The sequence below is a fragment of the Bacteroides sp. genome, assembly GCA_036351255.1.
In the GTDB taxonomy this organism is placed as follows: Bacteria; Bacteroidota; Bacteroidia; order Bacteroidales; family UBA7960; genus UBA7960.
This window is the reverse complement of sequence record JAZBOS010000036.1, coordinates 1-13,379: the sequence shown is the minus strand read 5'-3', so window position 1 is coordinate 13,379 and position 13,379 is coordinate 1. Positions and strand designations below refer to the sequence as shown.

Here is a 13,379-nt window from a genome sequence, read left to right as displayed (position 1 = left end):
AAACAAGGACCCTGCAAAAAAGCACTAAAATTACAGGCCAGAACGCACTTATGCAAACCTGTTGAAAAAAAGAAATCCGGCCTGCAAATATCTCTTAAAAGATCCATTTAATATTTCCTTCAAAAAAAGAATCAAAAACTAACTTTTGCTGAACCCTTTCCGGACCTGTTTTGCGTCAGAGTTTAGACGTAGTTCAAACGTAGTTAACACGTAGTTTAGACGTAGTTAAGACGTGCACACACGTTTAAACTACGTGTTAACTACGTGTTAAATACGTGTCACAGACGTGTTTGTTGCTTTCCGGAAGAATCCCTGATACCTGCAAAAAAGGAAGCTAAATCAAGGGGAACAGGAAAAAAGACGAGGAATGGTTGATGTGCACAGGTATTATATCCCGGACAAAAAGAAGAGGCTGCCCCTTGTGTTAGAGACAGCCTCCTGAAATTGTCAAAAAGAAAAACCAGGCAGGGTCTTAGAACAAGCCTGAAATATTTCCCTCGTTGTCAATGTCGATCTTTTCGGCCGAGGGATGGGTCGGTAAGCCTGGCATACGCATGATGGTTCCTGCGATGGGAATCAGGAAGCCAGCCCCTGCTGCCACTTCAAATTCACGGATCTTAACCGTAAAGCCCCTGGGCCTGCCCAACTTATACTGGTCATCTGAAAGCGACTTCTGGGTTTTGGCAACACAAACAGGAAGCTTGCCCAGTCCGATCTTCTCAAACTGCTTGATCTGGGCCTTGGCCTTTACAGTATATTCAACGTGGTCTGCTCCGTAAAGTTTAGTGGCAATGGTGTGAAGTTTTTCTTCGATGCTCGAGTTGAAGTCATAAATCGGGGTAAAACAGGTGGTGCATTTCTCGGCTTCTTCGTGTACGAGTTTTGCAAGCTCAATGGCGCCTTCGCCACCCTTTTCCCAAGCCTCATTAACGGCAACCTTAACCCCCAGTTTTTCACAAAATTCCCTGACGGTTTCTATTTCTACATCGCTATCGGTGACAAACTTATTAATGGCCACTACAGGCTTAATGTTAAAATGTTTGATGTTCTCAATATGCTTTTCAAGGTTTGGCAAACCATTTTTCACCGCTTCTGCATCGGGTTCGGTAAGCTTGGCAAGTTTTACTCCACCATGATATTTCAAAGCCCTGATGGTAGCCACGATTACTGAAGCATTGGGCATGAGTTTTCCATACTGGCATTTGATATCAAGAAATTTCTCAGCACCCAGCTCTGAAGCGAAACCTGCCTCAGTAACCACATAATCTGAAAGGCTGAGGCCCATCTTGGTGGCGATGAGTGAATTGGTACCCTGTGCAATGTTGGCAAACGGACCGCCGTGAATAATGGCAGGATTTCCTTCGATGGTCTGCACCAGGTTAGGCATAATGGCATATTTCATCAGGGCTGCCATCGCTCCCTGTGCGTGGAAATCGCGGGCATATATTGGCTCATCATCATAGGTGAAGCCTACGAGGATGTTGCCAAATTTTTCTTTCAGATCGTCAATGTCTTTGGCAAGGCAAAGGGCAGCCATTACTTCTGAAGCGGCTGCAATGTCAAAGCCGGTTTGCCTTGGGATGCCTTGTTTGGGTCCACCCAGGCCAATGATAATGTCGCGCAAGGCCCTTTCATTCATATCGATCACCCTTTTCCAGATAATCTTTCGCGGATCCAGGTTCAGGATGTTGTTCTTGCTCTCCAGGTGGTTGTCAATCAAAGCGCTTAAAAGGTTATGAGCCTTTTCAACAGCAGCAAGGTCTCCGGTAAAATGCAGGTTTATGTCTTCCATGGGCAGAACCTGAGCATATCCCCCGCCAGCAGCCCCCCCCTTGATTCCAAACACAGGGCCCAGCGAAGGCTCACGTATTACAACCGTGGTCTTCACACCAATACGGTTCAATCCCTCGGTCAAGCCAATGGAAGTAGTGGTCTTACCTTCACCTGCAGGGGTCGGCGTGATAGCCGTAACAAGCACAAGCTTTTTTTGGCGCACCGTCTTCTCATCAATCAATTTAAGGGGAAGTTTTGCAATATACTTGCCATACATGTGCAGGTCATCTTCCTTTACACCAAGCTTGGCAGCTATCTCTGTTATTGGGCGCATTTTTGAGGCCTTCGCAATCTCTAGATCCGACATATACTTTCCTTTCTTATTTATGGTTTTTTGTTGATTAATTATCCAGTTACGCTATATTCAACCCCTTAAAGGGAAGTTTTGTTTATACAGTTGTTAAAAAAACCAGAATACTAAACCATCACGGTCTCTTTAAACATGATTATGACCTTAAATTTATAAATTTTGGACAAGAAAACCATGGGATGCAAAATAAATTGCAACTTTGTGCTTGCATTGGAAACCTTAGAATAATGTTCAAAAAAACGATCCTTTTTTCCCTGCTGATCCTTTCCTTTTCGGGCTTCTTCGGTTGTGGTGGCCCAAGTATTAAAAAAATGCTGGAACCCGGTGTCAGTCAGGATCTGGCGCAATACCGAAAAAAATTCATCTCCGATATTCATTATCACCTTTTTTTCAATATCCCGGCTGAAAAAGATCAGGCGGTTAACGGCAGGGTAATGATCGAATTTCACCAAAGCAGGGCACAGCGCGGGGTCGTCATCGATTTCAGGGGCGGGGAGGAGAACATACAGCAGGTCGTGGTAAATGGGAAACCCGAAGAATACCAGTACCTGAACCAGCACATCATCCTTTCAAGTAAAAACATCATTCCCGGCCAAAACCAGGTGGAGGTTCATTTTACCTCCACCGATCAAGCCCTGAACCGCTCGGAAGATTTTATGTATACGCTGTTTGTGCCTGACCGGGCTTCCACGGCATTCCCCTGTTTTGACCAGCCCGACCTCAAGGCCTTCTTCTCCCTTGAACTGGAAATTCCTGAGCCCTGGAATGCCCTTTCAAACGGACCACTGCTGAATACTTCAGTAAGCAATGGGCGAAAAACCCTGACCTTCGATTCGGACCAGCCCATCAGCACCTATCTCTTTGCCTTTACAGCGGGCAGGTTTGATACCATTTCAGAAACCCGGGGCGAACGCACCATCACGGTTTTCCATCGCGAAACAGATCTCCCAAAGTTAAACCGCAACCTGGAGGCCATCTTTTCGCAACATTTTGATGCCCTTGCCTGGCTTGAAGACTATACTAGCATCCCCTACCCCTTTAAAAAGCTGGATATGGCCATTCTTCCCGGCTTTCAATACAGTGGCATGGAACATCCGGGGGCCATCTGGTACAGGGATACCCGGCTGCTGCTCGATGAACAGGCCCCCATCAGCAATCAATTATCCAAGGCTGCCCTCATTGCCCACGAAACCTCCCATATGTGGTTTGGCAACCTGGTGACCATGCAATGGTTTGATGATGTCTGGCTTAAGGAGGTCTTTGCAGGTTTCATGGCAGATAAGATCGTCAAGCCACAATATCCGGAGGTAGACCACGACATGCAGTTCCTCCTCAGCCATTATCCCAGGGCATATGCCATTGATCGCAGCCAGGGAACGCATCCCATCAAGCAAAAACTGGAGAACCTGAATCAGGCAGGAACCCTGTATGGCGCCATTATTTACAACAAGGCCCCCATTGTTTTTCAGCAACTAGAATGGCTTACAGGCGTCGAAGCCTTTCAGACCGCCATCAAAGAATATCTGCAAACCTTTGCTTTTGGTAATGCTGACTGGGATGACCTGGCCCTGATCCTCGACAAGCATACAGCCCTTGACTTGATTGCATGGAGCCAGGCCTGGGTCTATGGAAAAGGAATGGCAGAGATCCACTACCAATACCAGTTTATCAATGATACCATTACCGGGATTACCCTTAGCACCAGCCCACCGGCAGAAGGTGAGCCTTTCCCTTCACAAAAGCTGAAGCCTGTAATTTTGGATGAGAACTATCAGCCCATCACGGAAGAATGGTTTTTTGACCAGACTCCTCAGAACTTTATTCTGGAAGCGCCCATATACCAGCCTGTATGCATGCTACTGAATGGCGGCGGAGCGGGATACGGGTATATGGTTCCAAATCGTCTGGCCCGCAGAACCCTTCTTGAACAACTGCCCCTAAGAAATGATGATTACCTCAAAGCTGCCGCCTTCCTGAATATGCACGAAGACTTCCTTTCAGGAAATCTTTCAGCGGAAACTTATTTGCAAGCCCTGGCAACAGGCGTTTCGCGGGCTCAAAATCCGCAACTTGCGAGTTATCTTATCAATAACCTGCAGATGGTTTACTGGCGATTTCTCAATAAAGAGACACGTGATATATTGTGTCAACCCCTGGAAACCATGCTGTGGGAAAAAATGGTCAAAGCCCCCAACGACCAAAAGGCGCTTTATTTCGATGCCTTTGTTGCTATCAGCCATTCCATGGAAGCTCAACTGAAGATCCAGAAAATGCTTAAGCAGGAGCTCTCGGTTTGGGGATTACGGCTTTCTGAGGATCAGCGCTTTGACATGGTAGCCTCTTTGATGCTTCACGAACATCCGAGGGCTGAATGGTATTCCGAAAGGCTTGTGGCCGGCACAACCAACCCCGACAGGCTTCGCCGCATCGAGTTTGTCTTGCCTGCCCTTTCCAGCGATCCGGTAACCCGTGATGCTTTTTTTGAACGGCTGGCTTTACCTGAAAACCGCAGGCCTGAACCCTGGGTACTCGAAGGCCTGCGTTACCTGCACCACCCCTTGCGGTCAGGATCCAGTTTGAAATACCTACCCAAGAGCCTGAAAATGCTAGAGGAGATTCAGCAAACGGGCGATATCTTCTTCCCCCTGAACTGGCTTGAAGCAACCCTCTCAGGGTATAATCAACCCAGGGCAGCCCAAATGGTCAGGGACTTCCTCGATCAGCCGGAATTCACCAACGAAAACCTGAGACTCAAAACCCTCCAGGCTGCTGACCTGCTGTTCCGCGCTGCGGATCGGGAAGAATAAGGGAATAGCATCAGTCCCCCATTCCTGAAAAAACCATTAAATGCCTTTACGGAAAAAGAAATTTAGCAAAAATTTAGGGAAGCAAGGACCCGCTTTTCCTACAATCTAACATCGACGCCAACCCTGAAGATGGGGTTCTGGTAATAGGAGAGACTTTCCGTGTTGAAGTTGTAAAGCAGCATCACATTGAGGGCGACCCGTTCAGAAAGGGGCTGCCGGTAACCGGCACCCAGGAAATAGTTTTCCTCCCAGGAACGCACGCCGGGGTTAAATTGCCCGTCCTGAACCCTTGATTCCAGGTTCAGCCGCTCATACTCGGCATGGATAAACGCCCTGGGGATTACATGGATCCTGGTGAAAAAACTGTAACCGTAAACGTGGGTCACATTGGATTCGCCGAGAAACCGGTCGTTGTAATACTGGTAGGTACCACCCATCCCCGCCGACAACCAGTTTGTGAAACGGTACCCTGCCATGGGTGAAACATTAATAACTGTTTGGGTACCCAGTTGTAATCCAATGAAGCCCCCAACAAAAAACCGCTCACGGATCTTCAGATCTTTTACACGGGGTTCCTCAGACTCCTGAGCAAATAAAGGCATTGACAGCATCAGGCTAGTCAGCAGGAAAACGAATAGGCTCTTTTTCATAACAGGTATTTATCTCTTAACAACTCTCAGGGGGCTGGGGTTCATTGCTTAACAAACTTTCAGGCATTCAATGGCTTGCCGCTAACCGCGGCTTGCATGGCTTTGGCCTTCAACAGGCATTCTTCATATTCTTTCACAGGTTTTGACCCAATGGTGATGGCGCTCCCAGCCATATAACTCAGATATTGCTGCCGTTGATTATATAAAACACTTCGAATCACCACATTGAAATCAAAATCCTTTTCAGGAGAAATATATCCCACGGCCCCTGAATATAACCCCCGCCGTGTGTCTTCATATTGCTCAATCAGTTTCATGGCCTGCACTTTAGGGGCACCAGTCATTGATCCCATGGGGAAGGCATAACGGATGGCATCGGTAAAATGGACGCCCTCGCGCAGGCGCGATACCACCGTAGAGATCATTTGATGCACCTGCCTGAAGGGATAGATCCCGAACAATTCTTCCACCTCTACGGAGCCTTTCCCTGCCGTATGTGACAAGTCATTCCGCACCAAGTCAACGATCATCACATTCTCACTGCGTTCCTTAGGGTCTTCAAAAAGTTCCTGCCTTAAACGGGCATCTTCTTCCGGTGTATCTCCCCTTCTAATGGTTCCTTTAATTGGCTGTGAGACCAGTTTATCTCCTCTCTTGCACATAAAACGTTCCGGACTGGCACACATCATGAATTTGTCATCCAGCTGATAATAACAGGAAAACGGGGTTGGCGATAAATCATTGAGCCGGCCGTAGAGGGCCAGTGGGTCCACCCTGGCTTTCTCCGCATAGAATTCCACACAGTAATTCATCTCGTAAATATACCCCAGTTGTATGTTTTGAAGGATATTGCCCACCTGATGCAGATACCGTTCCCGCGCTACCCTGGACTTCATTTCCAAAGGGGCAAAGGCTGGGGACGGACTCCAGGCAAAGCGGTCAAGGGAATGAAATACCCGTGACGGGTCAGAATACGCCCCAAATCCGGGCAAACAACCAATGCGAACATGGTCAGGAAAAGGAAAAATCAACACCACCGGACGAAAAAAATGCATCAGGGGCATCCCTACCCCATCCGGGTTGTTGCTTTCCAGTTCCTCCAACTGGTTCTTCAAGTCATAGCCAAGGAAACCAAAAAGCCAATCGTGATGTTTATCGCTGAAGGCCTGCAGTGCAGAAAAGTCATCGCTTCCATCCCCATAAACCTCTTCGGCCACCCCAAGGGCAAGCACCTGTTCGAAAGCACTGTAGGGATCGTGCAAAGCCTGGTTTGAATTTAATAAACAACAATTGGGAAAATGCCGCTGACCCCACTGCAGCATTTTCAGAAAAAAGTGCTCGCCGGTAATAACCGGAAACTGGGCATAGATCCTTTCCAATGTCGTATATTATTAAAAAAAGGGGAACAACCGCTTTCTCAGCCATTGTTCCCCTGATCAATCAGTAGGTTATATTTCCCAAACGTCCCCGCTGCGAAGCAAGTCGTTTACCGTTTTTATTTTGGAGTTTTTCTTGCCATACTCGATCTGCTCCTCCAGCAGGTCATCATAAGTCGCAAAAGGAGCTGAACGAATCACACCCAATGCCACCGGAAAGTCAGGCGGCATCAGGCGGCCCAGCATACGGTGGATGGCCGGATCTTTGGAGTATTGGTCGTGAACCAGGATATCCTTTTCTGTGATGCCATCCTTACCAATGGTTACCACTGTCAGGCCTGTTCCCTTCAGAATGAGCCCTTTATCCTTGTTATTGCCAAAGATCATGGGTTCACCGTGCTTCAAAATCAGCTGGTGTTCCTCACGATTTTCGCGATCGGTGATTGCGCTATGGGTCTTGTCGGCAAAAATTACACAGTTCTGCAGAATTTCGACAACGGAAGTCCCGTCGTGTTTGGCAGCCTCATACATCACCTCGCTCATCAGCTTGACGTTGTTATCGGTCGAGCGGGCAAAGAAGGTGCCTTGTGCGCCCATGATCAGTCCTGCAGCCACAAACGGATGCTCAATGGTACCCTGGGGAGAGGTCTTGGTCACCTTGCCCATGGGCGTGGTGGGCGAATACTGCCCTTTGGTCAGGCCATAGATCTGGTTGTTGAACAACAGGATGTTTACGTCAATATTGCGGCGAACGATGTGAATTAAATGGTTTCCCCCAATGGCCATTGAGTCGCCGTCACCAGTAGCGATCCATACACTCAGGTCGGGATTGGCAATCTTAACTCCGCTGGCAATGGGGTTTGCGCGCCCGTGAATCCCGTGAAAACCATAGGTGTTCACATAATAAGGAAAGCGGGATGAACAGCCAATACCCGAAATAAAGGTGAAGTTCTCTTTGCGGTAGCCAATGCGCGGAAAGACATTCTCAACGGCAGCCAGGATGGCATGCGCCCCGCAACCCGGGCACCATTTTACCATCTGGTCGCTGACAAAATCTTCTTTCGTTAACTCTACGGGAGAGATCTGGATTCTCTTATTTTCTAACATATTACTTGTCCTCCAATAGTTTGTTGAAAGCTTCGGTCAGCTCCTGCACCTGAAAAGGCAGGCCCTGCACCTTATTAAACTGGTGGTACCGGAAGTCGGGATGCGTCATCCGCAGGTAGTTTACAAACTGCCCGCTGTTTAATTCGCAAACAATGATTTTCTTAAAACGCGAAAAGACCTCTGCCGTATTATTGGGCAAGGGCATAATGTAATTGAAGTGGGCCAGGCTGACCTTTTTACCCTCTTCCTGCACCTTTTGAACTGCCGATACGAGTGCTCCTTCCGTGCCTCCCCAGCCTACGACCAGCAGGTCACCCTTTTCCTCACCCTTCAATTCTTGCAACGGAATGTAGTCAGCCACACGGTTGACTTTTTCTTCACGGATATTCACCATCAACTGGTGGTTAAGGGGATCGGTCGATACGTTCCCATCAATATTGGTTTTCTCCAGGCCACCGATGCGGTGCCTCAGGCCTTCCATGCCCGGTAGTGCCCACTGCCTGACAAGGGTTTTCTCGTCGCGGCGATAAGGCTTGAAAGTGGGATCATTCGGTTTAGCAAGCGGTGGCTGAATTGCCGGCAATTTTGTTGTATCAGGGATCTTGAACAATTCCGAGCCAAAGCCAATGTAACCGTCTGTCAAAAGGATGACGGGAGTCATATGTTCCATCGAAAGTTTAGCAGCTTCATAGGCAAAGTAGAAGCAGTTGGCTGGGGAAGAGGCTGCCATCACGATGGCAGGGCATTCACCGTTACGCCCATACAAAGCCTGCATCAAATCGCTCTGCTCACTTTTGGTAGGCATCCCCGTCGAAGGACCTGCCCGCTGAACGTTAACAATCACCAGCGGAAGTTCGGTAATCACTGCTAGACCAATAGCCTCGGATTTCAAGGAAAGCCCCGGACCTGAAGTGGTAGTCACTGACAGCGAGCCCGCAAAGCTGGCACCGATGGCCGAGCAGATGCCAGCTATCTCATCCTCAGCCTGAAAAACCTTGGCGCCAAGCGATTTGTGCTTGGCCAGTTCCATCAGGATTTCAGTAGCCGGTGTAATGGGATAGGAACCCAGGAACAATGGCCTGCCGCTGTTTTCCGAAGCAGCCAGTAATCCCCAGGCAGTGGCGATGTTACCTGTAATATTACGATAAAGACCCTTTTCAAGCTTGGCAGGGCCTACCTTAAAAGTCGATTTAATCGCTTCAACGGTTTCTGCATAATTGAAACCAGCTTTCAAGGCAGCCTTGTTAGCTTCCACGATAATGGGCTTAGCCTTGAATTTCTTCTCCAGGAAGTGCAGGGTGACATCCAGGTCACGGTTAAACAGAAAATACAAAAGGCCCAGGGCAAAGATGTTTTTAGTCCTCTCGGCCGAGCGTTTGTCAAGGTTAAGGTCTTTCAGGCTTTCCTGAGTGAGCAGTGAGATAGGCGCCTTGATCAGGTTGTAGCTGTCAAGCCTGCCATCTTCCAGGGGGTTGGTCTGGTAACCGGCTTTCTCAATGCCTTTTTCATCAAAGGTGGCCGAGTCAATAACAAGGGTGGCACCAGGTTTTGCCCACTTCAGATTGGCTTTGAGCGAAGCAGGGTTCATGGCCACCAGCACATCACAAAAGTCGCCCGAAGTAAAGATCTTACGCTGCCCAAGATGCACCTGGAACCCGCTTACCCCTGCAATGGTATTCTGGGGTGCACGGATCTCAGCCGGAAAATCAGGAAAGGTGGCCAAATCGTTGCCGGCAATCGCCGCCGAATCCGAAAACAGGGTGCCTGCCAACTGCATCCCGTCTCCAGAGTCGCCAACAAACTTAACCACCACATCTTCCAGCTCAACAATATTCTTTTTTTCTGCCATAATAGAATAAGGTTTTTGGTAGGATATGGATATTAAAACTTTTTAAAAGAATCATTTAGAAAATTCGACCCTTTGACGCTGCGAAGTTATAAGTTTAAAACGTAATGGATCGAATAATTCCTTACTTTTTACCCTTTTCTGGGCAATCCTTATTTAAACCCATTCCAAATTTCACCCTTGCCCCAAAATTATCGTTTTATATCAATTTAAGGCTTTATCTTTGCTGTGGAATTAACCTATTAGTAACCGTAAATTTTTGAAGTAATGGCCTACGTAATCACTGAAGATTGCACTGCTTGCGGCAGCTGCATTGACGAATGCCCGGTTGAAGCCATCTCTGAAGGTGACATCTATAAGATCGATCCTGATGTATGCACCGACTGCGGTTCATGCGCAGATGTTTGCCCGGTTGAAGCAATTCATCCCGAATAAAACCCGGCTTCCCGGAATAATTCCGGAAGAAATGAATGAAAGAGCCCGTATTGTGATGCGGGCTTTTTTATTTGCCTTTCTTCATTAATTTTGTTGATCCCTTTACAGCAAATTTAAATCAGGCCTCCAGGGGGGCGCTTAACTTCTTTAGGTTTATGAAAAAAAAGCAGGAAGATGGCAGTGTGATGTCGTTCTGGGGTCATCTCGAGGCCCTGCGCGGACACCTGATCCGTTCGGCCTCCGCCATCGGTGTGTTTGCCCTGCTGGCCTTCCTCAACAAGGATTTCCTGTTCTCACGCGTGATCCTGGCCCCCAAAGAGCCTTATTTCCTTACCAACCGCGTGCTTTGCAGCCTCGCAGAAACTTTGTCGGCCCCGGCCCTCTGCATCAATAAAAATCCCGTCCAGCTGATCAACATCGATATGGCCGGGCAGTTTACCACCCATATCCTAACTTCCCTGGTTGCCGGCTTACTACTGGCCATCCCCTTTGTGATCTGGGAGATCTGGCGATTCATCAGGCCGGGCCTCACCTCGCGCGAACAGAATAGCTCGCGCGGTGCCGTGCTTATTATCAGCGGCTTATTTATCATCGGGGTCCTCTTTGCCTACTTCCTCATCGTGCCCCTGGCCGTCAACTTCCTGGGTTCCTACCAGGTCAGCGACATGGTGGCCAACCAGATTGCCCTGCGCTCATACATCTCCACCATTACAACTCTAACCCTTGCAACAGGACTGGTGTTCGAACTTCCTGTCTTCGTTTATTTTCTAAGCCGCGTAGGGGTGCTAACCCCTGCCGTGATGCGTAAACAACGCAAGTTTGCCCTCGTGCTCATTATCATTTTATCGGCCATTATTACCCCGCCCGACGTCTTCAGTCAAATTCTGGTCAGCATCCCACTCTTTTTGCTGTATGAAATCAGCATTGGCATCTCTGCCAGGATAGAAAAAGAACGGCTCGACAAGCAGGACTTCTGATTCTGCTTCCCCAGTCTCCCATTGCTTTTCTGTTGCAATGCTGGTTTGGCCATTTTTCTTAAACTTTTTTAATTATTTTCTGTTATCAATGCAGAGAATGCCTCCGTTGTTTTTTGTTCCCGAAAGCGGAAAAAAACGTGTAGCTTTATATAAATCGGAAATAATCAATCCATAATAATCATTTTAATCCTTTCATTGAAAATGAACAACGCACAGTTTTATTTTGACCGCCCTGCCAACGAGCCCATCCACCCCTATACGGAAGGAACGCCTGAACGCCTTGAGCTGGAAAAAGAACTCGAGCGCCAGAGCCAGACGGAGATAGAAATCCCACTGATCATTGGTGGCAAGGAAGTTCGAACTGGCAAGACCGCCAAAGTAGTCATGCCCCATAAGCACGGGCACGTGCTGGCCACATACCACATGGCTGGAGAGAAGGAAGTACTGATGGCCATCGAAGCTGCCCTGGAAGCCCATAAGCAGTGGCAGGTGATGTCGTGGGTCGAACGCGCCTCCATCAACCTCAAGATCGCTGAATTGATTGCCAACAAGTACCGGCACGTGATGAATGCCGCCACCATGCTGGGGCAAAGTAAAAACGTCTTTCAATCGGAGATCGATGCCGTTTGCGAGACCATCGATTTTATCCGCTTCAACGCCCATTACGTTTCCGAGATCTATAACGACCAGCCCCATTCGGAGATCGGAAATCTGAACCGGCTGGAATACAGGCCACTTGAGGGTTTTGTCTTCGCCGTCAGCCCCTTCAACTTCACCTCTATTGCCTCCAACCTAGTGCTTTCTCCTGTGCTGATGGGTAATACCGTGGTATGGAAACCCGCCACCACCGCCCTGCTTTCCAACTATTACCTGATGAAGATCTATAAAGAAGCCGGGGTGCCCGACGGCGTCATCAACTTCGTGCCCGGCCCCGGGAGCACCATTGGCAACGCAGCCGTGAACCACAAAGACCTGGCCGGCATTCACTTCACCGGCAGCAACGGTACCTTCAACCATTTGTGGAAAACCGTGGCCAACAATCTGGAGAACTACCGCTCTTATCCCCGCGTGGTGGGCGAAACCGGGGGCAAGGACTTCGTCTTTGTTCACCCCTCGGCCGATGTGGACGAGGTGGCCACCGCACTGGTGCGAGGCGCTTTCGAATACCAGGGCCAGAAATGTTCGGCCGCTTCAAGGGCCTATATCCCCCAATCATTGTGGGATTCAATCAAGCGCCGCATTGACCGCAACCTCAAACTCACACAAAAAGGCGACCCCAAGGATTTCTGCAACTTCGTAAATGCCGTCATCGACGAAAAGGCCTTCAATCGTATCATGGGCTACATTGACAAAGCGCGCGATTCAAAAGACGCCGAGATCCTTTTCGGCGGGAAGGGCGACAAATCGAATGGCTTTTATATCGATCCTACCGTGATCCTGGCGCGCGATCCCCATTTCATCACCATGGAAGAGGAGATCTTTGGCCCGGTGCTCACCATTCACGTTTATCCCGACGAGAAATTTGAAGAAACACTGCAACTGTGCGACAACACTTCGCCCTATGGCCTCACCGGCTCCATCTTCAGCAAGGACCGCTACGCCACTGTTAAGGCTTGCGCCACCCTTCGTTATACCGCAGGCAACTTTTACATCAACGATAAGCCTACAGGCGCCGTGGTTGGGCAGCAGCCCTTTGGCGGCTCACGCCAGTCGGGTACCAACGACAAGGCCGGAAGTCATCTCAACCTCTTGCGCTGGATCAGCCCGCGCACCATCAAGGAAACCTTTCTGCCCCCCACCGATTTCCGCTATCCCCATATGCAGGAAAAAAAGTGCGGGTGCTAAACCGAACATCATTTTCAGTTTCAATTAAAAACGGCGGCTTCCGGGCTGCCGTTTTTGTTTTGAAAATGACGGTGCCAGAAGGAATCCTGAAAGCCCTGATATTGAGGGGTCTCTCCTACCACCTTCGGAGTTAATACGGAGTTTATACGGTTTAAACCGTATAAACTCCGTATTAACTCCGTATTAACCCATA

At 48.8% G+C, this 13,379-nt stretch carries 9 protein-coding genes; 4 read left to right on the top strand and 5 right to left on the bottom strand.

Features of this window, described 5'->3' with window-relative positions; genetic code table 11:
- Nucleotides 1-472 precede the first annotated feature (472 nt).
- Nucleotides 473-2,140 carry a formate--tetrahydrofolate ligase gene (locus V2I46_03280; protein MEE4176510.1) on the bottom strand — a complete coding sequence of 556 codons (1,668 nt, stop codon included), beginning with the start codon at nucleotides 2,138-2,140 and terminating at the stop codon, nucleotides 473-475.
- Between the two features lie 230 nt (nucleotides 2,141-2,370).
- Here V2I46_03280 and V2I46_03275 point away from each other — a divergent pair, with 230 nt between their 5' ends.
- Nucleotides 2,371-4,950: a M1 family aminopeptidase gene (locus V2I46_03275; GenBank protein ID MEE4176509.1), complete on the top strand. Its 2,580-nt coding sequence runs from the start codon at nucleotides 2,371-2,373 to the stop codon at nucleotides 4,948-4,950.
- A 98-nt stretch (nucleotides 4,951-5,048) separates the two neighbouring features.
- On the opposite strand, the gene V2I46_03270 is transcribed toward V2I46_03275, so the two are convergent.
- From V2I46_03270 to V2I46_03255, 4 genes are all read right to left on the bottom strand, one after another.
- Nucleotides 5,049-5,600 carry a hypothetical protein gene (locus tag V2I46_03270; GenBank protein MEE4176508.1) on the bottom strand — a complete coding sequence of 184 codons (552 nt, stop codon included), beginning with the start codon at nucleotides 5,598-5,600 and terminating at the stop codon, nucleotides 5,049-5,051.
- Between the two features lie 59 nt (nucleotides 5,601-5,659).
- Complete coding sequence (locus V2I46_03265; GenBank protein ID MEE4176507.1) at nucleotides 5,660-6,979, bottom strand: anthranilate synthase component I family protein; 1,320 nt, start codon at nucleotides 6,977-6,979, stop codon at nucleotides 5,660-5,662.
- A 69-nt stretch (nucleotides 6,980-7,048) separates the two neighbouring features.
- A complete protein-coding gene (locus tag V2I46_03260; protein MEE4176506.1) occupies nucleotides 7,049-8,083 on the bottom strand; it encodes a 2-oxoacid:ferredoxin oxidoreductase subunit beta in 1,035 nt (344 codons plus the stop codon).
- 1 nt (nucleotide 8,084) lies between these two features.
- Nucleotides 8,085-9,932: a 2-oxoacid:acceptor oxidoreductase subunit alpha gene (locus V2I46_03255; protein MEE4176505.1), complete on the bottom strand. Its 1,848-nt coding sequence runs from the start codon at nucleotides 9,930-9,932 to the stop codon at nucleotides 8,085-8,087.
- Between the two features lie 264 nt (nucleotides 9,933-10,196).
- Here V2I46_03255 and V2I46_03250 point away from each other — a divergent pair, with 264 nt between their 5' ends.
- The 3 genes from V2I46_03250 to pruA all read left to right on the top strand — a co-directional run bounded on the left by V2I46_03250 (nucleotide 10,197) and on the right by pruA (nucleotide 13,186).
- Nucleotides 10,197-10,364, top strand: a complete 168-nt coding sequence (locus V2I46_03250) for a 4Fe-4S binding protein (protein ID MEE4176504.1) — start codon at nucleotides 10,197-10,199, stop codon at nucleotides 10,362-10,364.
- Between the two features lie 155 nt (nucleotides 10,365-10,519).
- Complete coding sequence (gene tatC / locus V2I46_03245) at nucleotides 10,520-11,341, top strand: twin-arginine translocase subunit TatC (GenBank protein ID MEE4176503.1); 822 nt, start codon at nucleotides 10,520-10,522, stop codon at nucleotides 11,339-11,341.
- A gap of 201 nt (nucleotides 11,342-11,542) precedes the next feature.
- A complete protein-coding gene (gene pruA, locus V2I46_03240) occupies nucleotides 11,543-13,186 on the top strand; it encodes an L-glutamate gamma-semialdehyde dehydrogenase (GenBank protein ID MEE4176502.1) in 1,644 nt (547 codons plus the stop codon).
- The last annotated feature ends 193 nt before the right edge of the window (nucleotides 13,187-13,379 follow it).

Excerpts from the sequence above, each read along its gene's own strand:
- V2I46_03275 (MEE4176509.1), top strand. The coding sequence starts at position 2,371 with ATGTTCAAAAAAACGATCCTTTTTTCCCTGCTGATCCTTTCCTTTTCG.
- V2I46_03270 (MEE4176508.1), bottom strand. The coding sequence starts at position 5,600 with ATGAAAAAGAGCCTATTCGTTTTCCTGCTGACTAGCCTGATGCTGTCA.
- tatC (MEE4176503.1), top strand. The coding sequence starts at position 10,520 with ATGAAAAAAAAGCAGGAAGATGGCAGTGTGATGTCGTTCTGGGGTCAT.
- pruA (MEE4176502.1), top strand. The coding sequence starts at position 11,543 with ATGAACAACGCACAGTTTTATTTTGACCGCCCTGCCAACGAGCCCATC.
- V2I46_03260 (MEE4176506.1), bottom strand. The coding sequence starts at position 8,083 with ATGTTAGAAAATAAGAGAATCCAGATCTCTCCCGTAGAGTTAACGAAA.
- V2I46_03255 (MEE4176505.1), bottom strand. The coding sequence starts at position 9,932 with ATGGCAGAAAAAAAGAATATTGTTGAGCTGGAAGATGTGGTGGTTAAG.
- V2I46_03250 (MEE4176504.1), top strand. The coding sequence starts at position 10,197 with ATGGCCTACGTAATCACTGAAGATTGCACTGCTTGCGGCAGCTGCATT.
- V2I46_03280 (MEE4176510.1), bottom strand. The coding sequence starts at position 2,140 with ATGTCGGATCTAGAGATTGCGAAGGCCTCAAAAATGCGCCCAATAACA.